The organism is Pseudogemmobacter lacusdianii, assembly GCF_030848395.1.
GTDB lineage: Bacteria > Pseudomonadota > Alphaproteobacteria > Rhodobacterales > Rhodobacteraceae > Pseudogemmobacter > Pseudogemmobacter lacusdianii.
On the sequence record NZ_JAVDBT010000008.1, the window covers coordinates 52546 to 76835 of the forward strand.

Genomic DNA, 24290 nt, shown 5'->3' on the forward strand with positions numbered 1-24290 from the left:
CCAAACTGCGCGCCCGGAGGCATCATGTCAGACCCAATCCCGCCCGCCCCTGCCGTCGCGCAGCCCGGTTCCATGCCGGGCGATGCATCCGGACAGCAGACCTACCCCGGCGCGCCTGAGTCGCTGATTGACCTTTGGAACACCCGCCGCAAACCCCTGCGCCGCGCCGAAGGCGAGGCATTGCCGCCGCTCGACTGCGATCTGCGCGCCTTGGCGCAAGCCCGCCTTGGGCCTGAGCCGGAATTGCCGCGCGGCGCCTCGGCCCATGCCGCCAAGCGCCATGAAATCCGCCGCGAGATGGAAGGCGCAAGCGAGCTTGCCGCTCTCAACGCCCTGCTGATCGCACATCTGCGCAAGACCAAAGCCCCGCGCGGCGCCGCGCGGCTGTTCCGGCGGATCTGGGCCGAGGAAAGCGAGACGCTTCTGGCCGAGCTTTCGCCCCGATGGCTGATATCCTCGGTCATCACCTTTGGCGATCACGGCCATAATGAGGCACAGCGCCGCATCGGATTGTCGATGAACATCCTCTTTTCATTGATGAAACTTTATGAGTTTGAGCGGCTTCATTCTGGCTCCCCTGCCGCAAAGCCCTTTGCCGCCCGGCGCAGTAACAGCCAAGATCTGCCCTTGGGCATGCCGGGTTTCTCGCTTTTGAAAGGCGGGCTCGATATCAACTTCCTCGCCCAGATCTGGCAGATGGCGCAGTCTGAGCCCGTTGCGGGCCGCATCGCTTCTCAACTTTTGCAAATGCTGAACGACGATCCGGGCAATCTTTTTCGCCGACTGGGCCTGATGCGTGAGGCCTTGCGCGCGCATCGATCGACAAAGGCGCACCACAAAGCTGCGTCGCCGAATGGCGATCCCTTGGCCCAAAAGGATGCAAAAATGCCCGAATAGCGGGGTTTTTGTGCTTTAACTTGACCACAAGCCCCCCTTCCTGTATCGCGCCGATGTGGGCAAAGGCCCAATCCGCGGGGCGCCCAGAACCAGCGTCCCTTCTTAAAGTGCGGGCCGATCCCGCCATGACAGGACGCTAATGACCAAATTCTCGGACCTCGCGCTCGACCCGCGCGTGCTGCAAGCCATCGACGAAGCTGGCTATGAGAGCCCCACGCCCATTCAGGCACAAGCCATTCCCGAGGCGTTGAAGGGCCGCGACGTGCTGGGCATCGCCCAGACCGGCACCGGCAAAACCGCCAGCTTCACGCTGCCGATGATCACGCTTTTGGGCCAAGGCCGCGCCCGCGCCCGGATGCCGCGCAGCTTGGTGCTGGCACCGACGCGCGAACTCGCCGCCCAAGTCGCTGAAAATTTTGACATTTACGCCAAGCACACCAAGCTGACCAAGGCTTTGTTGATTGGCGGCGTGTCCTTTGGTGAGCAAGACAAGCTGATCGACCGTGGCGTCGACGTGCTGATCGCCACCCCCGGCCGTCTCTTGGACCATTTCGAACGCGGCAAGCTTCTCTTGACCGGCGTGCAGATCATGGTGGTGGATGAGGCCGACCGGATGCTCGACATGGGCTTTATCCCGGATATCGAGCGCATCTTCCAACTGACGCCCTTCTCGCGCCAGACCATGTTCTACTCGGCCACCATGGCACCCGAGATTGAGCGCATCACCAACACTTTCCTCGCCAATCCGGCGAAGATCGAAGTCGCGCGCCAAGCCACGACCTCGCTGACCATCACCCAAGGGCTGGTCTCTTTCACCCCCACCCGCAAGGACCGCAGCTTCACCGAAAAGCGCGCTGTGCTGCGGGAGCTTATCAAGCTTGAGGGTGAGGCCTGCACCAACGCCATCGTCTTCTGCAACCGCAAGATGGATGTGGACGTTGTCACCAAGTCACTGAAATCGCATGGTTTCAATGCAGGCGCCATCCATGGCGATCTGGCGCAATCCGACCGGATGAAGACTTTGGACGCCTTCCGTGACGGCTCTTTGCATATCCTTGTTGCCTCGGATGTGGCAGCGCGGGGCTTGGACATTCCGGCCGTGAGCCACGTCTTTAACTTCGACGTGCCCTCACATCCGGAAGATTATGTGCACCGCATTGGCCGCACCGGCCGCGCGGGTCGTCTGGGCAAGGCCTATACGATCGCGGTGCCAGCGGATGAGAAATATCTCACCGCGATCACCTCGCTGGTGAAGATGGAAATCCCGGCTTTGCCGGTGCCGGAAGGCTTGGACCTGGCTTCGGCTGGCAGCAATCGCCCGCCGCGTGAAGATCGTGCGCCGCGTGGCCGCGATGGCGAACGGGGTGGCCGCAAGGGCCGTGACCGTGACCGCGAACGTCCCCGCAAGCCGCATGGCGAAGAGGCCTCGTTGCAGCCGCTGACGGTTTCCCTGGAAACGCCGGTTGAAGCGCCGAAAGTGGAAGCCCCGAAGGCAGAGCCGCGCGAAGAGCGTCGGGATGATCGCCGCGAAGGTGGGCGCAATTCCAGCCGTGGCGGCCGCGACGGCGCACGCGACCAGAACCGTGAAGAGCGGGGCGAGCGCCGCGACACGCCGCGTGACGCAGGTCGTGAGACGGGTCGTGAGCACAGCCGTGATGCGGGCCGCGATACCAACCGCGACCAGCCGCGTGAGGCCAATCGCGAGCCGCGCGATGACCGCCGCTTTGGCCGCGATCGTCGCGATGATGGTCCGGTGGTCATCGGTCTGGGGGACCACGTCCCGGACTTCTTGACCCGCAGCTTTGCGATCAAATCGGCTCCGGTCGAAGAGAATGAAGCGCCGCAAGAAGCGGAACATAGCGAGAGCTAAGCGATTGGGGGCCTTAAGGCCCCCTTTCCTTTTGCAGCCTCTTGGGCGTTACGACTGGCATAAAAAAAGGGGCGCTCCGCAATCACGGAGCGCCCCTTTTCATAACAAAGCAAAAGCTTATTCGGCGACAAGACGGCTGATCACCACCGTCACCTCGGGCTTTTTGCCAATCTCTTCCATCGCCACCTGACGCGTCACCTTGCGGATCTCTTCCTCAAGCCGCGCATCGTCGCGCAGCACCTTGCGGCCCGCACGCGCCATATATTCGGCCAGATCGCCCTCGATCGTTTCGTTCAAAGGCCGCCCGCCCTTGCCAAGATCAGTAAGGCCCATCAGCTCGACCCAAGGATCGCCCATCGGGTCGTTCTTTTCGTCCAAGATCAGCGTCACCAAAGCATGGCCGTTCAGCGCCATGCGGATCCGGTCGCGGACCACGCCGTCCATCGCCGAGATCAGCACCGAGCCGTCAAGGTAAAGGCGGCCGGTCTCGATGAACTCGACCGCACGCGGCGCTTCTCCTGTGATGTCCATCATCGTGCCATTGACCGCGACCGCGCCAGCAATCCCGGCCTCATGCGCGATACGCGTATGCTCGGCCAGATGGCGATGCTCGCCATGCATCGGCACCAACATATCGGGCAGCAAGAGCCGGTGGACATGCTCAAGATCGGGGCGGTTAGCATGGCCCGAGACGTGGTAGAGCCCGTTGTTGTCGTCGATGATCCGTACGCCCATCTCGGAGAAGGCGTTCCAGATCTTGATGACGCCGCGCTCATTGCCCGGGATGGTGCGCGAGGAGAAGAGGAAGCTGTCGCCCGCCTTCATCTCGAACCCAAGGTATTTGCCACGGCTGAGCGCGGCCGAGGCAGCACGGCGTTCACCTTGGCTGCCGGTCACCAGAAGCATCAGGTTGCGGCGCGGGATCTCCAAAGCTTCCTCGGGCGAGATCACGCGCGGGAAGCCCGCCAGAACGCCGGTTTGCTCGGCCACGGAAAGCATCCGCTTCATCGAGCGGCCCAAGACACAGATCGAGCGGTCAGAGGCGCGGGCGGCCTCGGCCAAGGTCTTCAGACGTGCGACGTTCGACCCGAAAGTGGTGGCGACGAACATGCCGGTGGCCTTGGAGATCAGCTCGGTCAGCGGGCCGGCCAAGGTCGCTTCCGAGCGGCCTTGATGGGTCGAGAAGACGTTGGTGGAATCGCACATCAGCGCTTTCACCGGGCGCTCTGCCGCAACAGCCTCCCACGCGGCGTCATTCCACGGCTCGCCCACCACCGGGGATTGGTCAAGTTTGAAGTCGCCCGAATGCACCACCCGACCGGCGGGGCTGTCGATGATCAGCGCCGCACTTTCCGGGATCGAATGCGCAACGGGCAGGAACTGCACCTTGAAGGGGCCCGCTTCCACCACCTTAGGGCGCGGATCGACGGTGATGATCGCATCGGTCGGCAGGCCTGCCTCTTCCATCTTCAACCGACCAATGGTGGCGGTGAAGCGACGGGCATAGACTTTCTTCTTCAGCTTCGGCCACAGATGGCCAAGCGCGCCGATATGGTCTTCATGCGCATGGGTGATGAAGATGGCGTCGATCCGATCAACCCGCTCTTCCAGCCAAGCGATATCGGGCATGATCACATCCACGCCCGGCGCACCATCCATATCGGGGAAAGTCACGCCCAGATCGATCACGATCAGCCGCTCTTTCCCCGGGGCACCATAGCCATAGACGTAGCAGTTCATGCCGATCTCGCCGGCGCCCCCGAGGGGGAGGTAGATCAGGCGGTCCTTACTCATACCGTTTCCTTGTTATAGGCGTTGATGAGGACCAGACCATGCATTGTCAGGTCGTCCTCAATGGAATGGAAGACATCGGTGCCTTGGGCGAACAATCCGGCAAGGCCTCCGGTAGCAATAACTTTCACCGGCCGGGGGCGCTCACGGCGGATTTCCCGCACGATGCCCTCAATCAAGCCGACATAACCCCAGTAAACGCCCGATTGCATGCAGGCAACCGTATTGGTGCCGATGACCCGCGGCGGTTTGGCAATGTCGATATGCGGCAGCGCGGCAGCGGCCATGTGGAGCGCTTCCAGCGAGAGGTTGACGCCGGGGGCGATGACACCGCCGACATAAGCGCCGTCGCTGTCCACCACGTCAAAGGTGGTGGCAGTGCCGAAATCCACCACGATCAGGTCGCCGCCATAGCGGTCATGCCCGGCGACGGTATTGACGAGGCGATCCGGGCCCACAGTGGTGCCTTGATCGACGCGCGGCGTGACTGGCAGGCGGCATTCGGGCTTGCCCACCACCAGCGGGCGGCAGTCGAAGTAACGGTCGCAAAGGACGCGCAGGTTGAAGACGACGCGCGGCACGGTCGAGGAGATGATCGCCTCGGTCACTTGCACATCGACCTTGGTCAACGCCATGAGGCTTGAGAGCCAGACGAAATATTCGTCAGCCGTACGCTTGTGATCGGTGGCGATGCGCCAAGTGGCGAGGAAGCTTTCGCCGTCCCAGACCGAGAAAACCGTGTTTGTATTGCCGCAATCGATGGCGAGAAGCATGTTTGGTCTCTGGGTTATGGCCGAAGGCCGGGGGTTTCACACCCCCGGACCCCCGTGGAGTATTTCGGTCAAGATGAAAGATCTGGCGGGGCAGATCAGGCTTGAGGTTTAGAAGAACACCTCGGCGGCGGGGATGGCAAGGGTGGTGCTGGCCATGCGCAGGATCAGGTTGCCCTCATCGTCGATGCTCTCGAAGACGCCTTGGCGAGTCTCGGTCCCGGTGCGGGCGATGATGATCTCGCCCAGTCGGGCGGCATGGGCGAGCCAGTCTTGCCGCAAAGGGCCGAAGCCTTGAGATTGGAAGCTGGCCTCGCGGGCGGCGAAGGCCGGGGCGAGGTGGTCGAGGAAGGCGTTGGGGGTGAGGCGCAAGCCGGTTTCGGCCAGAAGGTTCACCGGCGGGGTGGCGCCGGGCTCAACAGCGCTTGGCGGCGGGCTACCGATCAGATTGACGCCAATGCCGATCGCAAGCGTGTCGCCGGAGGCCTCGAGCAGGATGCCCGCGACTTTGCCGCCATTGAGCAGCACGTCATTGGGCCATTTAAGGGTAAAGTTGTCGGCAAGGCCGGTGATCGCCACAAAGGCATCGCGGAGCGCCAAAGCGGCGGCGAAGCTGCGCAGCGCCACGGTGGCGGGAGGCTCGGTCACCCGCATCGCCAAAGTGCCGTAGAAATTGCCGATCGGGCTGACCCAAGGACGGGCGCGACGGCCCCTGCCCGCGCTTTGCTCATCCGCCAAGATCCAAAGCGGTTGCTTCAGATCGGGTGCGCGGCGGAAGGCCTCGGCGTTGGTGCTGTCGGTGCGGGCCAGAGTGATCCGGCCCGCAGCGATATTGAGGCTCATCAGCGCTGGACGAGCGATTGTGCGGCGGTCATCGCCGGGCCTTCGATGCCGAAGAGGTTGATCACCCCGATCAGCATCAGCGCGGCCACGCCAACCAACATCACCCATTGCACCGGCGCCATGCGGCTGTCAGCCGGCTCTTGCTCGGCACCGAAGTAGATGAAGTAGACGACGCGCAGGTAGTAGAAGGCACCGATCACCGAAGCCAAGGCACCGGCAACCGCAAGCCAGACCATGCCCGCATCCACCGCCGCCTTCAGCACATAGAACTTGCCGAAGAACCCGAGCATCGGCGGCACACCGGCGAGGCTGAAGAAGAGCACCAAAAGCGCCAGCGCCTTCAGCGGCTCTTTCTTCGAGAACTGGTTGAGGCTGGCGATATCGGTCACCGGACGGCCATCACGCTCCATCGACAGGATGAAGGCGAAGGTGCCGATATTCATGGTGACATAGATCGCCATATAGACCAGCGTCGCTTGCACGCCGTAAGCGGTGCCTACGGCCAGACCAATCAGCGCATAGCCCATATGGGCGATCGAGGAATAGGCCATCAGACGCTTGATGTCGCGCTGACCGATGGCCGCCACGGCGCCAAGGAACATCGAGATCACGGCAAGAGCGGCCAGCACTTGGCCCCATTGGCTGGGGATGGAGCCAAAGGCCTCATGCACCAGACGCGCGATCAGGAACATCGCCGCCACTTTCGGAGCGGTGGCGAAGAAGGCCGTCACCGGGGTGGGCGAGCCTTGGTAGACATCCGGGGTCCACATATGGAAGGGCGCGGCCGAGACTTTGAAGGCAAGACCCGCCAGCATGAAGACGAGACCGATCAGCAGACCGACGGGGACTTCGCCACCGACGGAGGCAAGGATGCCCGAGAAGGCGGTGGTGCCAGCAAAGCCATAGGTCAGCGAAGCGCCGTAAAGCAGGATGCCCGAGGACAAAGAGCCCAGCACGAAATACTTCAGACCCGCTTCCGAGGAGCGAACGGAATCGCGGCGCATGGCGGCAACAACGTAAAGCGCCAAGGATTGCAGTTCGAGCCCCATGTAGAGGGCCATGAGATCTCCGGCCGAGACCATCATCATCATGCCCAAAGAGGCAAGCGCGACAAGCACCGGGAACTCAAAGCGCAAAAGGCCGTGGCGGCTCATGTAATCTTGGCTCATCACCATGACGGCGGCGGCCGAGATCAGGATGGTGACCTTGGCAAAGCGGGCAAAGGGATCGTCGATGAACATGCCGCCAAAGGCCGCACGCTCGCCATGCTGGCCAAGACCAACCCAAAGCGCGAGGGCCACAAAGAGCCCCGCCGTGGCCCAAGTCAGCGCAACCGCCAGCTTGTCCTTGCCGGTGTAGACCGCAACCATAAGCGCGGCCATGGCCCAGAGACCCAAGATAATCTCGGGCAGGACGATGACATAATCAGGAACAGCGCTCATCTTGTCGTCCTCAGTGCAGCGCCACTGCGGCCAGCTCAGTGACCGGCAGCGAGGCGTTATAGTCGGTGATCAGCGCCGCGACAGACGGGCCGATGATGTCGGTGACCAAGCTTGGGTAGATGCCCAAGAGCAGCGTCATGAAGATCAGCGGTGCAAAGATCGCTTTCTCACGGCCGGTCATATCGGTGATGGTTTTCAAGCTGTCTTTGACGAGATCACCAAAGACAACGCGACGATAGAGCCAGAGCGCGTAAGAGGCCGAAAGGATCACGCCGCTTGCGGCCACCAGTGCCACCCAAGTGTTGACTTGGAAGATGCCCATGATGGTCAGGAATTCGCCCACGAAGCCCGAAGTGCCCGGCAGGCCGACGTTGGCCATGGTGAAGAACATGAACACCAATGCATAGCGCGGCATCCGCAGCACCAGACCACCGTAAGCATCAATCTCACGGGTGTGCATCCGGTCGTAGATCACGCCCACGGCCAAGAACAAAGCGCCCGAGATGAAGCCGTGGCTGATCATCTGGAAGATCGCACCATCCAAACCTTGCTGGTTCACCGTGAAGATCCCCATCGTCACATAGCCCATATGGGCGACCGACGAATAGGCGATCAGCTTTTTCATATCCGACTGCACCAAAGCGACCAGCGAGGTGTAGACAATGGCGATGGCCGACATCCAGAACACCACCGGCGCCAAGAGATCGGTCGCCACCGGGAACATCGGCAGGCTGAAGCGCAGGAAGCCGTAGCCGCCCATTTTCAGCAAGACCGCTGCCAGCACGACCGAACCAGCGGTCGGCGCTTGCACGTGGGCATCGGGCAGCCAAGTGTGCACCGGCCACATCGGCATCTTCACCGCGAAGCTGGCGAAGAAGGCCAAGAACAGCAGCGTTTGCATGCCGCCGACGATCTGGAAGCCCATCAGCGAGAAGCTATCGGACGAGAAGGTATGGGTCAGGAGCGAGACATTGCCCTCCCCACAGCCGCCGATGCAGGTGGTGCCAGCGGCATTAAACATCGCAATCATCGCCACCAGCATCAGCACCGAGCCGAGGAAGGTGTAGAGGAAGAATTTAAAGGCCGCGTAGATGCGGTCCTTGCCGCCCCAGATGCCGATGATCAGGAACATCGGGATCAGGCTGGCCTCAAAGAAGAGGTAGAAGAGAACCAGATCCAGCGCCGAGAAAACGCCGATCATCAGCGTCTCAAGCACCAAGAAAGCGATCATGTAATCTTTGACGCGGGTGGTGACCTCCCAAGTCGACCAGATCACGATCGGCATCAAGAAGGTGATGAGCATGATGAAGAGGATCGAGATCCCATCCACGCCCATCCGGTAGGTCAGACCCATGATCCATTCATGCTCGACCACGAATTGAAAGCCAGTGTTCGACGGGTCGAACTCGGCCAGCAGGAACAGCGAGACCAAGAAGGTCGCAGTGGTGGTGAACAAAGCCAGGCGCTTGGCGCCCATCTGGGCAGCAGGGTCATCACCGCGCATGAAGAGCGCCATGATGAGTGCTGCAACCAGCGGCAGGAAGGTGATGATTGAGAGAAGTTGTTGTGCCATTTTACCGTTCCGCCCTTACCCGGCGCCGCCCGAAAGCACCATCCAAGTGACGAGGACAACGATCCCCAGCACCATTGCGAAGGCGTAGTGGAAGAGATAGCCGGACTGCGCCCGACCGGCGAGGCGGGTGAAGAAGGGGATAATCCCCATCGCCACGCCATTGATGGTGCCATCGATGACAGCCCCGTCGCCCTTCTTCCACAGGAAGCGACCCAGCCATTTTGCAGGGCGGACGAAGAGGAAGTCATAGATCTCGTCGAAATACCATTTGTTCAGAAGGAACAGGTAGAGCGGACGCTGTTGCGCGGCGAGTTTGCCGGGCAGGTCCGGACGACGGATGTAGAAGAGCCAAGCGAAGGCCAGACCGACAAGCATGGCGATGAAGGGCGAGATCTTCACCCATTTCGGCACGTAATGCGCATCATGCAGCACATGGTTGTCGGGGTGCATGAAGATCGCACCTTTGGGGGCCACAGCAACTTCGGCCGGAGCCGCGGCGGTCTCGGCCTCAGCCGCGCCTTCGGTTGCCACAACAGCGCCTGCTGCCGGAGCCTCTTCGACCTCGGTGGTTTGGTGCTGTGCAGCCTCCATGCCGAACCAGTCGCGCACAGCGGTCTCATCGCCGAAGAAGACTTTGTACCACATCATCCCCGAGAAGGCCGCGCCAAGCGCCAGCACACCCAGCGGGATCAGCATGACAGCGGGGCTTTCATGCGGCTCGTGATGGCCGTGACCATGGTCGCCATGGGCGTGGTCGTCGTGACCATGCGCATGATCGTCGTGACCATGTGCCCCTGCCCGGCTTTTGCCAAAGAAGGTCAGGAACATCAGCCGCCAGCTGTAGAAGCTGGTGAAGCAGGCCGCGATCACCAAAAGCACGAAGGCGAAGGTCGAGCCGACAAAGGCGCTTTCAATCACGGCGTCTTTCGACAGGAAGCCTGCAAAGCCGTAATGGGTCAGCGGGATACCTACGCCGGTAATCGCCAAAGTGCCGATCATCATCGCCCAGAAGGTCAGCGGGATCTTCTTCCGCAAACCACCGTAGTTGCGCATGTCTTGCTCATGATGCGTGGCATGGATGACCGAGCCTGCACCAAGGAAGAGCATTGCTTTGAAGAAAGCGTGGGTGAAGAGGTGGAACATCGCCACCGAATAGACGCCCACACCGGCAGCCACGAACATATAACCCAGCTGCGACATGGTCGAATAAGCGATCACGCGTTTGATGTCGTTCTGCACCAAACCAATGGTCGCAGCGACAAATGCGGTGATTGCGCCAAGCACGGTGATGAAAGCCGTCGCCTCGGGCGCATATTCGTAAAGCGGCGACATGCGGCAGACGAGGAAGACACCGGCGGTCACCATGGTTGCGGCGTGGATCAGCGCCGACACAGGCGTCGGGCCTTCCATCGCATCCGGCAACCAAGTGTGCAGGAAGAGCTGCGCCGATTTACCCATTGCGCCGATGAAGAGCAGCACGCCGATCACATTGGCCGCATTCCACTCCGAGCCAAGGAAGGCGATCGTGGTCTCAGCCAAGGCCGGAGCGGCCGCAAAGATATCATCAAAGCGGATCGAATCCGTCAGGAAGTAGATCGCGCAGATGCCGAGAAGGAAGCCGAAGTCGCCAACACGGTTGACGATAAAGGCCTTCATCGCAGCAGCGCCCGCCGAGGGCTTGCGATAGTAAAAGCCGATCAGCAGGTAGGAAGCGACGCCCACCCCTTCCCAGCCGAAGAACATCTGCACCAAGTTATCCGAGGTCACCAGCATCAGCATGGCAAAGGTGAAGAACGACAAATAGGCAAAGAAGCGGGCGCGGTAGGGCTCGCCCTCTTTCCAATTGTCGTCATGCGCCATGTAGCCAAAGGAATAGAGGTGAACGAGCGCCGAGACCGAGTTCACCACGACCAGCATGATTGCGGTCAGGCGGTCGATGCGAATGCCCCATTCGCTGCCCAAAGTGCCCGATTCAATCCAGCGCAGAACAGTGATCTGCTGCGTCTCGGCGCCAATGTTGAAAAAGATAACCCAGCTCAGAGCCGCGGCAAGGAATACCGCCGCCGTGGTCAAAACCTGCGCCGGCTTTTCGCCGATGATCCGCCAACCGAAGCCACAAAGAATGGCCCCGATCAAGGGAGCAAAGAGGATGATCGTCGCCATTACTCGGTCCTGCCCTGGCTAGCTGCGCAAGCGGAAGAGCCGCAGCGCGTCGATTGGAATTCATCCGCCGCAACCGCGCCGCGCGAGCGGCAGGTCGGGCATTCAAGATCGACCATGCGGCCATTCAGGGCCGTGATCTGCATCCCGAAGACATTGGTGTCACCCGGTTTGAGGGCCATGGATCAGCCCTTCATCACGTTGACGTCTTCCACCTCGATGGTGCCGCGGTTGCGGAAGAAGACCACAAGGATGGCCAGACCGATGGCAGCCTCGGCGGCGGCGACAGTCAGCACGAACAAAGTGAAGACTTGGCCCGTGAGATCGCCCAGATAGGACGAGAAGGCGACAAGGTTGATGTTCACCGACAGCAAGATCAGTTCAATCGACATCAGGATGACGATCACGTTCTTGCGGTTCAGGAAGATCCCGAAGATGCCAATGACGAAAAGCGCTGCCGCCACCGTCAGGTAATGTTCAAGTCCCACCATCTTACGTTCCCTCAAGGCCTTTGTGGCCCGCTGTCTCTTTGCCCATGGCCGTCATCGGGCCCTGCGTTGCGCGGCTTTACGCCGCCCTATAATCGGTTGCGGCGCGAACCGCAAAACCTCTCCTGCCCTTATCCCCTGTTTTCAGAGGCTTGGCAGTTATCCTCCCGGCTTAAGCTCGGGGTAATACGTCTTGCATCCGCAATCGAGGCGGAAGCTACGGCCCATCATCGTCAGCCGGTCTTTGGTCTTGGCGCTGGCGAATTGCGCCAGCTTGCGCTTGGCACCGGCTTTGGCCGCCACTTCCAGCGTCAGATCGCCTTTGGCTGCGGCTTGGCTCAGATCTTTGACCAAAGCCTCCATCTGCCCCTGTCCGCCGCCTTGCATCAGATCAAAGCTTTGCGGACCCAAGAGCGCCGCCTTGCCGGTGTTGCAATCCATCACGATGAGGCTTGCTTCGCCGTAGCAGACATTGCCCTCATAAGTTTCTTGCAAAAGAAACCCGCCCGGCAGTTGGCTCACTTCACCCAAGCCCGCAAAGTCGATCTCGCTGACAACCGAGCGCGCTGAGCAAGCTTCGCCGCGCTCGACTGTGGTCGAAGGCGTCAATGGCGCGGGCGAGCAGGCGAGGCTGGGCGATGCCAGCAGCACCGCCATCGCCCCCCCAGCCAGATATGCCAGCGCCTTGGTCATGGATCAGAGCCCCTGCCCCGGTTTCACGTCTTTCAGCTCAAGCTGTTTGGCCGGGTCGCGCCACATTTGTTGCAGCACGTTTTGGCGCTTCACATCTTTGCGGTGGCGCAAAGTCAGAAGGATCGCGCCGATCATCGCCACCAAAAGCACCATTGCCGAGGCTTGGAAGAGGTAGATGTATTTGTCGTAAAGGATCATCCCCAAAGCGCGCGCATTGTCGACACCGTCCAGAGCGGTCGAACGCTCCGTCTCGCCCCAGAAACCAAGGCCAATCATCAATTGCATGATGAGCACCAGACCGATCAAAAGGCCAAGCGGCATATAGCGTGCCATCTCGCCCTTCAGGGCCGCAAAGTCGATGTCGAGCATCATGACAACGAAGAGGAAAAGCACCGCCACAGCGCCGACATAGACGATCAACAGCAGCATGGCGACGAATTCAGCACCCAACAGCACCATCAGCCCGGCGGCCGAGAAGAAGGTCAGGATCAACCAGAGCACCGAATGCACCGGGTTGCGCGCCACGGTCACCATCAGACCCGCCGTAACGGTGACAATGGCGAAGAGGTAAAAGGCGAAATCGACCACGGTCATGGATTAGTCTTCCTTCTTTTCGGCAAAGACGGCTTGCGCCAGCTCCAATGCCTTTTGCATGGCGGGCAAGCCGCCGAACATGCTCATCTGCCAGATCACCTCGGCGATTTCGCGCTCGGTGGCTCCGGCCTGCAAAGCATGGCGCACGGTGGCCTTAATCTGAGGCTCGGCCTGCGCGCCCAAGACGGTCAGCGCAGCCAAAGTGACGAAAAGCCGGGTTTTGGCGTCCAAGCCTTCGCGGTTGAAGGTCTTGCCAAACCACATCTCCATCATGTCCTTGGACATGGTGGGGAAAAGCTTGTCGAGCCCCGGCATCTGCATGTTTTCCAAAGCAGGGTTGAAAGAGCGCAGCATCTCTTGCCCGCTTTCCATCATCTGCTGGACCATCTTGCTGTAAGTCTCGGTCATCGCCCGGCCCTCACGCAAAGATAAAAGTTAACCGCTGCCCAGCCCATCACTTCGGTGCTGGAGACGCCCGGATTGGAAACCGTTTGCCCCGGCGTCACGGGATATTGCGGCGAGGTCAGGAGTTGCGTTTGCCCAGCCGAGACCCAGCCTTTCGGGCAAGCGCCTTCATTGCGGACCAAGATTGCGGCATCTTGGCCCAGATCCCCTGCCCCAGCCGGGCCCATCGCACCCGCCGGACCTTCGGCCCCTTCCGGGCCAACCGGACCGGCAGGCCCTTGCGGACCGGCCGGACCAACGGGACCTTGCGGCCCCAATCCACCCGCCGGACCGGCAAGACCTTGCGGTCCTGCAACCCCAGCCGGGCCAACCGGGCCCGATGGCCCCATCAGAGCCGGTGCCGTGACGAATTGGTCATGGACAAGCGCCGAAAGCCCGAGGGCGATAACGCCCCCGGCCACAGCAGCCAATCCTGTTTCCAACCAACGCATCAGCGATCCTCAGCGGTAAGGCGCGTCGAGTTCAAGGTTCCGCGCGATTTGGGCTTCCCAACGCGCGCCATTCGCCAAAAGCTTGTCCTTGTCGTAGAACAGCTCTTCACGGGTCTCGGTCGAAAATTCGAAGTTCGGGCCTTCGACGATGGCATCCACCGGGCAAGCCTCTTGGCAGAAGCCGCAATAGATGCATTTCGTCATATCGATGTCGTAGCGCGTCGTGCGGCGCGAGCCGTCTTCACGGGGCTCGGCGTCGATGGTGATGGCTTGCGCCGGGCAAACGGCCTCGCAGAGCTTACAGGCAATGCAACGCTCTTCGCCATTGGGATAACGGCGCAGAGCATGCTCGCCGCGGAAACGGGGCGACAAAGGCCCCTTTTCATGCGGGTAGTTCACGGTCGGCTTCGGCGCGAAGAAGTATTTCATGCCAAGGGCAAAGCCCTTGATGAAATCCGTCATCAGGAAATAGCGTGTGGCGCGGTTCCAGTCGATATTGGCCATCTCAGCCTCCCACCGCCCAGCGGGCCCAGAAGCCGCCAAGCACTTCGAATTTTGCAAGGAACGCCACCAGCACAACCCAAGCCAGCGACAGCGGCAGGAAGACTTTCCAACCGATCCGCATCAGTTGGTCGTAGCGGTAACGCGGCACGATCGCCTTGACCATCGCGAACATGAAGAACCATGCCCACATCTTGGCCACCATCCACCACCAGCCATCGGGCAGGAAGGGCACGGGCGAGAGCCAGCCGCCGAAGAAGAAGAGCGACAGCAAAGCGCACATCAGGAAGATGGCGATATATTCACCGGCCATGAACAAAAGATACGGCGTCGAGGAATATTCGACCATGAAGCCGGCGACGAGTTCGGATTCAGCTTCCGGCAAGTCGAAGGGCGGACGGTTCGTCTCGGCCAAAGCCGAGATGAAGAACAAGATCAGCACCGGGAAGTGCGGCAGCCAATACCAGCCAAGCGCGCCGTAACCAGTGTCTTGCGCCGCCACGATCGCCGACATGTTCATCGAGCCGGTCGAGATGATGAGACCGATGATGATCAGACCCAGCGAGACCTCATAAGAGATCATCTGTGCCGCCGAACGCAGCGAGCCGAGGAAAGCGTATTTCGAGTTCGACGCCCAACCGCCCATAATCACGCCGTAAACTTCCAGCGAAGAGACGGCGAAGACAAAGAGGATGGCAACGTTGATATCGGCCAGAACCCAACCTTCATCGAAGGGGATCACGGCAAAGGCCAGCATCGCCAGCACGAAGGAGAGCAAAGGTGCGAGGAAGAACACCGGGCGGTCAACACCCGCCGGGATCACGATCTCTTTCACCACATATTTCAGCGCATCGGCGAAGGTCTGCAGCAGACCCCAAGGGCCCACCACGTTCGGCCCGCGACGCATTTGAACTGCGGCCCAAATCTTGCGGTCGCCATACACCATGAAGATCAGCGATCCCATGACGAAGGCAACCACTGCAAGGCTTTGCAGGATCAACAGGACTGCCGTCCCCAGGGTCGTGTCAAAGAAGCTCATGTTCCGTCCCTTACACCGTCGGTATGCCCAGTTCACCGCAATCCATCACCGTCACTTCGGCGTCGATGGTATGCCGTCCCCGAGGCAGAGCGGCTGAGATGAGATAAACCGCATCCCCCCGCCAAGTCTCATTCGTTCGTGCCACCTGCGTTTGCACATGGCGCGCAAACCCAAATCCTCGGATCAGCGCATATTGGGCTGCCGCACAGCGGCCGTATCGTTCCACATCGGCCTCATTACGCGCGCCGGTCATGGCGACACGAAACTTGACCATTTCTCCGTCCAAAAGCACCGTCTCAATCCCCAAGTATGAGGGATTGAGCGGCCCCTGTGACACCTCCGCACCGCCCGTGCAAGCCCCGACCGCCGCCGTTGAGGCGAAGATCAGGCCCGCCGCAAGGCGCTGAGGAAGCAAGCGTGCCATGCTTACTCGGCCGCCAGCGGCGCGGACTGCCGCGCTTTGGCCATAGCCGAAAGCTCTGCCATGACCTGAGACGCGCGTGCAACCGGGTTCGTCAGGTAGAAGTCCTTGATCACATTGCGGAAGCTGGCTTTGCCCAAGGGCAAGATTTCCAGCGCCTGCCACTCATTTTCCGCCGGCTCATCAATGCGGCCCAGATGCGGATGTGCAGCAACAAGTGCGCTGCGCAAAGCAGCCAGCGAATCCCACGGCAGTTGCGCACCGACTTCAGCCGAAAGCGCACGCAGGATCGCCCAGTTCTCCTTCGCCTCACCCGGCGCAAAGCCTGCGCGAAGCGCCAGCTGCGGGCGACCTTCGGTATTGACGAAAAGCCCGTTCTCTTCCGTCCAAGCCGCACCCGGAAGGATGATGTCGGCGCGGTTGGCACCGCGATCGCCATGGCTGCCTTGGTAGATCACAAAGGGACCGGGGGCGATTTCGACCTCGTCGGCGCCGAGGTTGTAGATCACCTCAGCCCCTTCGGTCGCCGCCACCAGACCGCCTTCGGTCACAGCGCCCACGTCCATCGCACCCACGCGGCTTGCCGCCGTGTGCAGCACCAGAAGCTTCGCGCCCGAGGCCTCGCAGATCTTCATGGCTTGCGCCAGAACCGCCGCGCCATCGGCCTCATTCAAAGCGCCCTGCCCGATGATGACCACAGCGCCTTTGTCTTGCAACGCGCTCAGGTCAGAACCTGCATGCGCCTCCAAAGCGGCGCGGTCAGCGCCGAGATGCGCATAATCATAGGTCAGATCCACGGCTTCGCCGATCAGCGCCACATTGGCACCAAGCGTCCAAGCCTTGCGAATACGGGCGTTCAGCACCGGCGCTTCCACGCGCGGGTTCGACCCGATGATCAGCACCGATTTCGCCGCATCGATATCTTCGATCCGGGCATTGCCGACATAGGCCGAGCGGTTGCCGATCGGCAGACGCGCACCATCGGTGCGGGCCTCAACCTTGCCACCCAGCGACTCGATCAGCTGTTTCAGCGAATAGGTCGCCTCGACCGAAGCGAGATCGCCGACCAGACCAACGGTTTTGCGGCCCTTCATCGCGGCAGCGGCTTTTTCCAAAGCCTCACCCCAAGTGGCTTTGCGCAACCGGCCATTCTCGCGGACATAAGGCACGTCCAGACGCTGGCGGCGCAACCCGTCCCAGATGAAGCGGGTCTTGTCCGAGATCCACTCTTCATTCACGCCGTCATGGTTGCGCGGCAGAATGCGCATCACTTCGCGGCCTTTGGTGTCGATGCGGATGTTCGAGCCCAAAGCATCCATCACATCGATGCTTTCGGTCTTGGTCAGCTCCCACGGGCGGGCGGTGAAAGCGTAAGGCTTCGAGGTCAAAGCGCCGACCGGGCAGAGGTCAATGATATTGCCCTGCAGGTTCGAATCCAAAGTCATATTGAGATAGGAGGTGATCTCGCTATCCTCGCCGCGACCGGTTTGGCCCATCTGGGTGATGCCGGCCACTTCCGAGGTGAAGCGCACGCAACGGGTGCAGGAAATGCAGCGCGTCATTGCGGTCTTGACCAAGGGGCCAAGGTTCAGCTCATCCGAGGCGCGCTTCGGCTCGCGGTAGCGCGAGAAGTCCACGCCATAAGCCATCGCTTGGTCTTGCAGATCGCATTCGCCGCCTTGGTCGCAGATCGGGCAATCGAGCGGGTGGTTGATGAGCAGGAACTCCATCACACCTTCGCGGGCCTTTTTGACCATCGGCGAGGTGGTCTTCACCACCGGAGCCTCACCATTCGGGCCCGGACGCAAGTCGCGGACCTGCATCGCGCAAGAGGCGGCCGGTTTCGGCGGGCCACCGACGACTTCCACAAGGCACATCCGGCAGTTGCCAGCGATCGACAGCCGCTCATGGTAGCAAAAACGCGGGATCTCGACCCCGGCCGCTTCAGCCGCCTGGATGATGGTCATTGCCCCATCCACCTCGACCTCGATGCCGTCGATATTGATCTTTTTCAGGTTCGACATGCCGCTACTCCGCCGCCACGCTGCCGCAAGCTTTGGTGCGCCAAAGCTGTGCATCTTTCAAATGAGACCAGCCAAAGGCATGATCGCTGTCGCCATGGCTTTCGCGATGACGCCAGCGGGACATACCCTCGGCCGCGGTCGGATGGCTGCCCGCAGGCACCCACCACAGAACCAGATTTCCGTTGCCCTTCGCCGCATACCACTCCGCTTTGCGGGCGTAAAACTGGCGATGGACCGTATTCCAGACGAAATGCTCCAAAGCTTCGACCGAAGTCCAGACCGAGAGCGAATGGGCGATATTGGGGTGGTTGAGCTGGGCGCGATCCTCATCCGAGAGATCGCTTTCCAAGGCGCCGTCCCTGCCCGCATCCTCATCCGTCATGCGCCAGACATAGCCCTCAGCGCTTTCGGCAATCGCATAGACCCGGTCGAGACCATTGGCGAAATCCGCGGTGCGCGGATCCTCCCAGCCATAGGCCAGCGTGCCGAAGTTATATTCGGCAAGCTGCATGTCGCGGGAAAGGGTCGGGGTTGATGTCATCCCTTATCCCTTAGCAAATAGCCGATCAGCGAGCTTTTCGCGATCTCAGCGCGACCAATCTTGCAATGCGCAGCGGCATCGCCCTCTTTGGCGCCGGATTTTGCCAGCCAAGCAATGGCTTCTTTCTTGCCGCGGGCCTTTTCAGTCTTCGAAGTGACGAAGTTCTTCACCTCGGCCGAGCTATAGCCCTTTTTCAAGGCGTAATCGCGCAGCTTGTTCAGCTCACCCAAAGCGCGCAGCTTGCGCGGCTCCATGGCGGGGCATGTGTCGGCGATCTTATCGGCGATGAAGCCCTGCAACAGGATATTGTTGATATGGGCTTCTTTGTTGATGGGCTCCAGCGCCAAAGCGGGCGCGGCACCGAGCAAAGCAACGGCGATCAAAGTGGGTTTCAACGACAGGGTAAACGGGCGCATCTTGGCCTCCTTGGCATAATAAGATGCCATGAAGGTGGGGGCGCAGGGCGTTGATATGCCATGACAAGGGGCGGTTCTCGCGGGGACGTGAAGCGGCGTCATGCGCAGCCCTCCACATAGACCCAAGTACCCGCCTCAAACCGGTCGTAGATAGAGGCTTTGACTTTGCCGCCGCACAAAGCGTCGGCGTCACGACGGGCGGCAATGCCATCCCACATCGCATAAGCCGGGCCATTGGTGCGCGTCACGCGCACGGCCTTGCCCGCTTGCACCAAACTCGCACCGATATCGGCGCGCGGAGCCACAGGCGCCGGGCTTGCGGCGACGCAAGCGGCCAAGGGCAAAACCAAAAGCGGAAGGGCGGCTCTCATAGACAGCCCTCGACGAAGACCCAAGCCCCGTCCGAGCCAAGAATAGGCGCGGCCCCGGCATTGGCAATCATGCCTTGCGCAGCGCAGGTGGCAGACAGCACTTCGCGAGCACGGTAGCCCTCATCCGCCATCGAGCCGCCATCCGCGCGCGCAACCCGAACCGAACCACTGCCCGCTGGCGCAAGCGACACCGCTGCACCATTAACCGTGGTCTGATCCACCACAGGCCGGTCGATCTGCGTCAGATAATCTGCGCCGCCCAAAGAGACGGTTTCTTGCAGCGGAGTCGCCACAGCATTGGGATCAGCCGCGCCCGTGCTGGCCATGTCTTCAGCCCCAGCGGCAAAGCCGCAGGGCAGAAGCGCAAAAGCCAGAAGAAGGGCGCGGGCGCGCATCACTCAGCCGCCAAAGCTGCCGAGATCCGGCCGGTTTTCTTGGCCTTGATCCGGTCTTCAATCTCGCCGCGGAAGTTGCGGATCAGGCCTTGGATCGGCCAAGCCGCCGCATCGCCAAGCGCACAAATCGTGTGGCCTTCGACTTGCTTGGTCACTTCCAAGAGCATGTCGATCTCTTCGATCTCAGCCTCGCCGGTCACGAGACGGCCCATGACGCGCATCATCCAGCCGGTGCCTTCGCGGCAAGGCGTGCACTGGCCGCAGCTTTCATGCTTGAAGAACTTCGACAGACGCCAGATCGCTTTGATTACGTCCGTGCTTTGATCCATGACGATCATGCAAGCGGTGCCGAAAGACGACTTCAGCTCGCGCATGCCGTCATAATCCATGATGGCGTTTTCGCATTGCTCGGCGGTCAAGATCGGGCAAGACGCGCCGCCCGGGATCACGGCCTTGAGGTTGCTCCAGCCGCCCCGCACGCCGCCGCCATGCACTTCGATCAGCTCGCGCATCGAGATCGACATCGACTCTTCGATGACGCAGGGCGTCATCACATGGCCCGACATCGCGAAAAGCTTCACGCCCGCGTTGTTCGGACGGCCGAAGGAGGCGAACCATTCCGGGCCACGGCGCAGGATGGTCGGCACGACGGCGATGGATTCGACGTTGTTCACCGTGGTCGGGCAGCCATAAAGGCCCGCACCTGCCGGGAACGGCGGTTTCATCCGGGGCATGCCCTTCTTGCCTTCAAGGCTTTCCAGCAAAGCGGTCTCTTCTCCGCAGATGTAAGCCCCTGCCCCGTGGTGCAGGTAAAGGTCGAAATCCCAGCCGGATTTGGCGGCATTCTTGCCCAAAAGTCCCGCGTCATAGCATTCGTCGATCGCGGCCTGCAGCGCCTCACGCTCGCGGATATATTCGCCGCGAATGTAGATATAGGCGGCATTGGCGCCCATCGCGAAAGAGGCAATCAAAGCGCCTTCGATCAGCGTATGCGGATCATGGCGCATGATCTCGCGGTCTTTACAGGTCGCGGGCTCGGATTCGTCGGCATTGATCACCAAATAGGACGGACGCCCATCCGAAGCTTTCGGCATGAAGGACCATTTCATGCCGGTCGGGAAGCCCGCACCACCGCGCCCACGAAGGCCCGAGGCTTTCATCTCATCCACGATCTTATCGCGGCCGCGCGCGATGATCGCCGCCGTGCCGTCCCAATGACCGCGCGCCATAGCGCCCTTCAGGCTGCGATCATGCATCCCGTAAAGGTTGGTAAAGATCCGGTCCTGATCCTTGAGCATCGTCTTTTCCTTATCCCCGGCGCGCGCGCCAGATCTGATACGTCACGACCAGCGCCCAAAGGAACGCAGCCAGTGCGGCAAGGTCGAAAAGGAAGGCGAAACGCGGGCTCCAGCCCATCTCGCCCCCAACCACTTGCAGCCCCATCCACAAGATCATCGTCACCGCCAACACCACGGCCACCAATCGGGCCGAGCGGGCGTTGCGAAGCTCTTGTGCGTCGGGCTTGGTCATGGCTTGCCCTTAGTAGTCGTTCGAGCGGGCGCGTTCGAGGAAACGCTCCAGCCCTTCGGTCACGATGATCTTGGCCTGCGCCACCCAACGATCGCGGGTGATCCGGCCTTTGAAACGGTCCATCTTCGCATCGAAGAAGGCAACGTCTTCTTCGCTCCAACCAGCGATCTGGTCGAAGTGGAAGACACCGTTGTCGTTGAGAAGCTTCTCAGCCACCGGGCCGATGCCTTCGATCTTCTTCAGATCATCGCCAGCGCCCGCGCGCGGCGCGGCAAGCTGACGGGCGTCCAAAGCTGCAGCGGGCTTCGCGTCGCCGGTTGCCGTGTTCTGGCCCGGAGCCGCAACGGCCACACCAGCCGGAGCGGTGGCATCCGTCTCAGGCTTGCCTGCCGAAAGCGCCTCACCCAAAGCCGGATCAAGGCCCTTCTCAGCCTTGCGCACAGCTGCAGTTGGCTTTGCAGCTTTCGGCGTCTCGGGCTTGGCGATCCAAGGCGTCGAGAGCGGCACTTCGGTGCCGTCGATACGCTTAACGGTATCGCCGATGCTCAAGGCCAGGCCCACGGAAGCATTGCGCTCCACCCGGCCCTCGGCATGGGCTTGCAACGAGGTCAAACCGGCTGCGGGCTCGGACGAATAGCGCCCGATCTGCGAGCCCGGCACCGGCACTTCGCCGGTGGTGAAGCGCGCGATCAGCTGACGCAGTTTCTCGGGCGTGAGATCTTCGTAATAATCCTTACCGATCATCGCCATCGGCGCGTTGGCGCATGCGCCAAGGCACTCGACCTCTTCCCAAGAGAATTTGCCATCAGCCGAGAGCGTATGCGGCGCCGGCGCGATCAACTCTTTGCAGACCGCGATCAGATCTTCTGCCCCGCAGATCATGCAAGACGTGGTGCCGCAGATCTGGATATTCGCCACCGAACCAACCGGTTGCAGTTGGAACATGAAGTAGAAGGTCGCGACTTCCAGCACGCGAATATAGGCCAGCCCCAAAAGGTTGGCGACATTTTCAATCGCGGGACGGCTGAGCCAGCCCTCCTGCTCTTGGGCGCGCCACAGAAGCGGGATCACCGCCGAGGCCTGACGGCCCGCGGGATATTTGGCGATCTGGCCCTCGGCCCAAGCCAAGTTGGCCGGGGTGAAGGCGAAGGAGTCCGGCTGAACCGGATGCAGGCGGCGGAGCATTAGCGGTCAACCTCTCCGAACACGATATCAAGCGTGGCGATGATGGCCGAAACGTCGGCCAGCTGGTGGCCTTTGGCCAGATAATCCATCGCCTGCAAATGCAGATAGCCCGGCGCGCGGATCTTCGAGCGATAGGGTTTGTTGGTGCCATCGGCGACCAGATAGACGCCGAATTCACCCTTCGGCGCCTCAACCGCCGCGTAAACCTCACCTGCCGGGACGTGGAAGCCCTCGGTGTAAAGTTTGAAATGGTGGATCAGCGCCTCCATCGAGGTCTTCATCTCACCGCGTTTCGGCGGGGTCAGCTTGCCGCGGGCCAGAACGTCGGTCTGGGCCGAGCTTTCGCGCAGTTTGGCGCAGGCTTGCAGGATGATCTTGGTCGATTCCCGCATCTCGGCCATGCGGCAAAGATAGCGGTCATAGCAGTCGCCATTCTTGCCGACCGGGATCTGGAAGTCGAATTCGTCATAGCATTCATAGGGTTGCGCGCGGCGCAAATCCCAAGCCATGCCCGAGCCGCGCACCATCACACCCGAGAAGCCCCAGTCCAAAGCGTCTTGCTTCGAGACCACGGCGATATCCACGGTGCGCTGCTTGAAGATCCGGTTTTCGGTCAAGAGCGTGTCGAGATCGTCGATGAACTTCGGGAAAGCCTCGGCCCAAGTCTCGATATCATCGATCAGTGCCGGCGGCAGGTCTTGGTGCACGCCACCGGGCCGGAAATAGGCCGCATGCAGACGCGCGCCACAGGCCCGCTCGTAGAAGATCATCAGCTTTTCGCGCTCTTCAAAGCCCCACAGCGGCGGGGTCAGCGCGCCCACGTCCATCGCACCGGTCGTGAGGTTCATCAGGTGGTTCAGCACCCGGCCGATTTCCGAGTAAAGCACGCGAATGAGCTGCGCCCGGCGCGGCACCACGGTGCCGGTCAGCCGCTCGATCGCCAAGCACCAAGCATGTTCTTGGTTCATCGGCGCCACATAGTCGAGGCGGTCGAAATAGGGCAGGTTTTGCAGATAGGTCCGCGATTCCATCAGCTTCTCGGTGCCGCGATGCAGCAGGCCGATATGCGGGTCGCAGCGTTCAACGATCTCGCCGTCCAGCTCCAGCACCAGACGCAAAACGCCGTGTGCCGCAGGGTGTTGCGGGCCGAAGTTGATGTTGAAGTTGCGGATGCGCTGTTCGCCGGTCTCGAAATCCATCGAGCCGTCGTCATAGGTGTTGCGCCGGATATCGCCGTCCATCACTTCGCCTCTGCTTTCTGATCACCCGGGAGGATGTATTCCGCCCCTTCCCAAGGCGACATGAAGTCGAACTGGCGGTATTCTTGCACCAGTTTCACCGGCTCATAGACCACGCGCTTTTGCACTTCGTCGTAACGCACTTCGACATAGCCCGTGGTGGGGAAGTCTTTGCGCAAAGGATGACCACGGAAGCCGTAGTCGGTGAGGATGCGGCGCAGGTCCGGATGCCCCGAGAAGAGGATACCGAACATATCGAAGACTTCGCGCTCTTCCCAGTTCGCCGCCGGATGCAGGCCAACCAAAGACGGCACCATCTCATCTTCGCGCACAGCCACTTTCACCCGGATGCGCTGGTTCCGCTGCATCGACAGGAAGTGGTAGACCACGTCAAACCGCGCCACGCGCTGCGGGTGATCCACAGCGGTAATATCCACGAGCGAAGTGAACTGGCACGAGCTGTCATCGCGCAGATATTCGATCAGCGTGGTCAGATGCGCCAGATTGGCGGTCACGGTCAGTTCACCAAAGGCGACCTCGGTGGATTGCACGGCATCCACCTGCTTCAGCGCGATCAGCGCGCCCAGTTCAAGCAAAGCTTCGGACATCCGC

The 24290-nt window shown here is 61.1% G+C and carries 27 protein-coding genes; 2 read left to right on the forward strand and 25 right to left on the reverse strand.

Annotation, left to right across the window (positions count from 1 at the left end; all coding sequences use genetic code 11):
• The first annotated feature begins 24 nt into the window (after positions 1-24).
• On the forward strand, positions 25-897 hold the full coding sequence (locus Q9295_RS09705) for a hypothetical protein (RefSeq protein ID WP_306680358.1): 873 nt from the start codon (positions 25-27) through the stop codon (positions 895-897).
• A gap of 139 nt (positions 898-1036) precedes the next feature.
• Positions 1037-2767, forward strand: a complete 1731-nt coding sequence (locus Q9295_RS09710) for a DEAD/DEAH box helicase (protein WP_306680359.1) — start codon at positions 1037-1039, stop codon at positions 2765-2767.
• 117 nt (positions 2768-2884) lie between these two features.
• Here the strand turns inward: Q9295_RS09710 and Q9295_RS09715 are convergent, their stop codons facing one another.
• From Q9295_RS09715 to Q9295_RS09835, 25 genes are all read right to left on the reverse strand, one after another.
• On the reverse strand, positions 2885-4561 hold the full coding sequence (locus Q9295_RS09715; RefSeq protein ID WP_306680360.1) for a ribonuclease J: 1677 nt from the start codon (positions 4559-4561) through the stop codon (positions 2885-2887).
• Complete coding sequence (locus Q9295_RS09720; RefSeq protein ID WP_306680361.1) at positions 4558-5331, reverse strand: type III pantothenate kinase; 774 nt, start codon at positions 5329-5331, stop codon at positions 4558-4560. The genes Q9295_RS09715 and Q9295_RS09720 overlap by 4 nt, the downstream gene beginning before the upstream one ends.
• A 108-nt stretch (positions 5332-5439) precedes the next feature.
• Complete coding sequence (locus Q9295_RS09725; protein ID WP_306680362.1) at positions 5440-6171, reverse strand: biotin--[acetyl-CoA-carboxylase] ligase; 732 nt, start codon at positions 6169-6171, stop codon at positions 5440-5442.
• Positions 6171-7613: an NADH-quinone oxidoreductase subunit NuoN gene (gene nuoN, locus Q9295_RS09730; protein WP_306680363.1), complete on the reverse strand. Its 1443-nt coding sequence runs from the start codon at positions 7611-7613 to the stop codon at positions 6171-6173. The genes Q9295_RS09725 and nuoN overlap by 1 nt, the downstream gene beginning before the upstream one ends.
• Before the next feature lie 10 nt (positions 7614-7623).
• Positions 7624-9186, reverse strand: coding sequence for an NADH-quinone oxidoreductase subunit M (locus Q9295_RS09735; protein WP_306680364.1), 1563 nt, complete (start codon positions 9184-9186; stop codon positions 7624-7626).
• A gap of 15 nt (positions 9187-9201) precedes the next feature.
• On the reverse strand, positions 9202-11349 hold the full coding sequence (nuoL, locus tag Q9295_RS09740; RefSeq protein ID WP_306680365.1) for an NADH-quinone oxidoreductase subunit L: 2148 nt from the start codon (positions 11347-11349) through the stop codon (positions 9202-9204).
• On the reverse strand, positions 11349-11528 hold the full coding sequence (locus Q9295_RS09745) for a hypothetical protein (protein WP_306680366.1): 180 nt from the start codon (positions 11526-11528) through the stop codon (positions 11349-11351). Before Q9295_RS09745 ends, nuoL begins: the two co-directional genes overlap by 1 nt.
• A gap of 3 nt (positions 11529-11531) precedes the next feature.
• Positions 11532-11837 carry an NADH-quinone oxidoreductase subunit NuoK gene (gene nuoK, locus Q9295_RS09750; RefSeq protein WP_306680367.1) on the reverse strand — a complete coding sequence of 102 codons (306 nt, stop codon included), beginning with the start codon at positions 11835-11837 and terminating at the stop codon, positions 11532-11534.
• Positions 11838-11993: 156 nt separating this feature from the next.
• Positions 11994-12527, reverse strand: a complete 534-nt coding sequence (locus Q9295_RS09755; protein WP_306680368.1) for a hypothetical protein — start codon at positions 12525-12527, stop codon at positions 11994-11996.
• Positions 12528-12530: 3 nt separating this feature from the next.
• Positions 12531-13121 (reverse strand): NADH-quinone oxidoreductase subunit J, encoded by a 591-nt coding sequence (locus tag Q9295_RS09760; RefSeq protein WP_306680369.1) that lies wholly within the window; start codon positions 13119-13121, stop codon positions 12531-12533.
• 3 nt (positions 13122-13124) lie between these two features.
• A complete protein-coding gene (locus Q9295_RS09765) occupies positions 13125-13529 on the reverse strand; it encodes a carboxymuconolactone decarboxylase family protein (RefSeq protein ID WP_306680370.1) in 405 nt (134 codons plus the stop codon).
• Positions 13526-14017, reverse strand: a complete 492-nt coding sequence (locus tag Q9295_RS09770) for a hypothetical protein (RefSeq protein WP_306680371.1) — start codon at positions 14015-14017, stop codon at positions 13526-13528. Before Q9295_RS09770 ends, Q9295_RS09765 begins: the two co-directional genes overlap by 4 nt.
• A gap of 9 nt (positions 14018-14026) precedes the next feature.
• Positions 14027-14521: an NADH-quinone oxidoreductase subunit NuoI gene (nuoI, locus tag Q9295_RS09775; RefSeq protein ID WP_306680372.1), complete on the reverse strand. Its 495-nt coding sequence runs from the start codon at positions 14519-14521 to the stop codon at positions 14027-14029.
• A 1-nt stretch (position 14522) separates the two neighbouring features.
• Positions 14523-15557: an NADH-quinone oxidoreductase subunit NuoH gene (nuoH, locus tag Q9295_RS09780; RefSeq protein WP_306680373.1), complete on the reverse strand. Its 1035-nt coding sequence runs from the start codon at positions 15555-15557 to the stop codon at positions 14523-14525.
• A gap of 10 nt (positions 15558-15567) precedes the next feature.
• Positions 15568-15981 (reverse strand): YNQ4 family lipoprotein, encoded by a 414-nt coding sequence (locus Q9295_RS09785; protein WP_306680374.1) that lies wholly within the window; start codon positions 15979-15981, stop codon positions 15568-15570.
• 2 nt (positions 15982-15983) lie between these two features.
• A complete protein-coding gene (gene nuoG / locus Q9295_RS09790; RefSeq protein ID WP_306680375.1) occupies positions 15984-18002 on the reverse strand; it encodes an NADH-quinone oxidoreductase subunit NuoG in 2019 nt (672 codons plus the stop codon).
• Positions 18003-18006: 4 nt separating this feature from the next.
• Positions 18007-18543 carry a DUF3291 domain-containing protein gene (locus Q9295_RS09795; RefSeq protein WP_306680376.1) on the reverse strand — a complete coding sequence of 179 codons (537 nt, stop codon included), beginning with the start codon at positions 18541-18543 and terminating at the stop codon, positions 18007-18009.
• Entirely contained in the window at positions 18540-18959 is a 420-nt protein-coding gene (locus tag Q9295_RS09800) for a DUF5333 domain-containing protein (protein WP_306680378.1), read from the reverse strand. Before Q9295_RS09800 ends, Q9295_RS09795 begins: the two co-directional genes overlap by 4 nt.
• A 98-nt stretch (positions 18960-19057) precedes the next feature.
• Complete coding sequence (locus Q9295_RS09805; protein WP_306680379.1) at positions 19058-19330, reverse strand: hypothetical protein; 273 nt, start codon at positions 19328-19330, stop codon at positions 19058-19060.
• Positions 19327-19725 (reverse strand): hypothetical protein, encoded by a 399-nt coding sequence (locus Q9295_RS09810; RefSeq protein WP_306680380.1) that lies wholly within the window; start codon positions 19723-19725, stop codon positions 19327-19329. The genes Q9295_RS09805 and Q9295_RS09810 overlap by 4 nt, the downstream gene beginning before the upstream one ends.
• Entirely contained in the window at positions 19725-21023 is a 1299-nt protein-coding gene (gene nuoF / locus Q9295_RS09815) for an NADH-quinone oxidoreductase subunit NuoF (protein WP_306680381.1), read from the reverse strand. Before nuoF ends, Q9295_RS09810 begins: the two co-directional genes overlap by 1 nt.
• Positions 21024-21033: 10 nt before the next feature.
• Complete coding sequence (locus tag Q9295_RS09820; RefSeq protein WP_306680382.1) at positions 21034-21255, reverse strand: DUF5337 family protein; 222 nt, start codon at positions 21253-21255, stop codon at positions 21034-21036.
• A 9-nt stretch (positions 21256-21264) separates the two neighbouring features.
• Positions 21265-22440: an NADH-quinone oxidoreductase subunit E gene (locus Q9295_RS09825; protein WP_306680383.1), complete on the reverse strand. Its 1176-nt coding sequence runs from the start codon at positions 22438-22440 to the stop codon at positions 21265-21267.
• The gene (locus tag Q9295_RS09830; RefSeq protein ID WP_373457448.1) at positions 22440-23681 is read right to left on the reverse strand and encodes an NADH-quinone oxidoreductase subunit D; all 1242 of its coding nucleotides are present in this window, start codon (positions 23679-23681) and stop codon (positions 22440-22442) included. The genes Q9295_RS09825 and Q9295_RS09830 overlap by 1 nt, the downstream gene beginning before the upstream one ends.
• Positions 23681-24286, reverse strand: a complete 606-nt coding sequence (locus tag Q9295_RS09835; protein WP_306680385.1) for an NADH-quinone oxidoreductase subunit C — start codon at positions 24284-24286, stop codon at positions 23681-23683. Before Q9295_RS09835 ends, Q9295_RS09830 begins: the two co-directional genes overlap by 1 nt.
• Positions 24287-24290 lie beyond the last annotated feature (4 nt).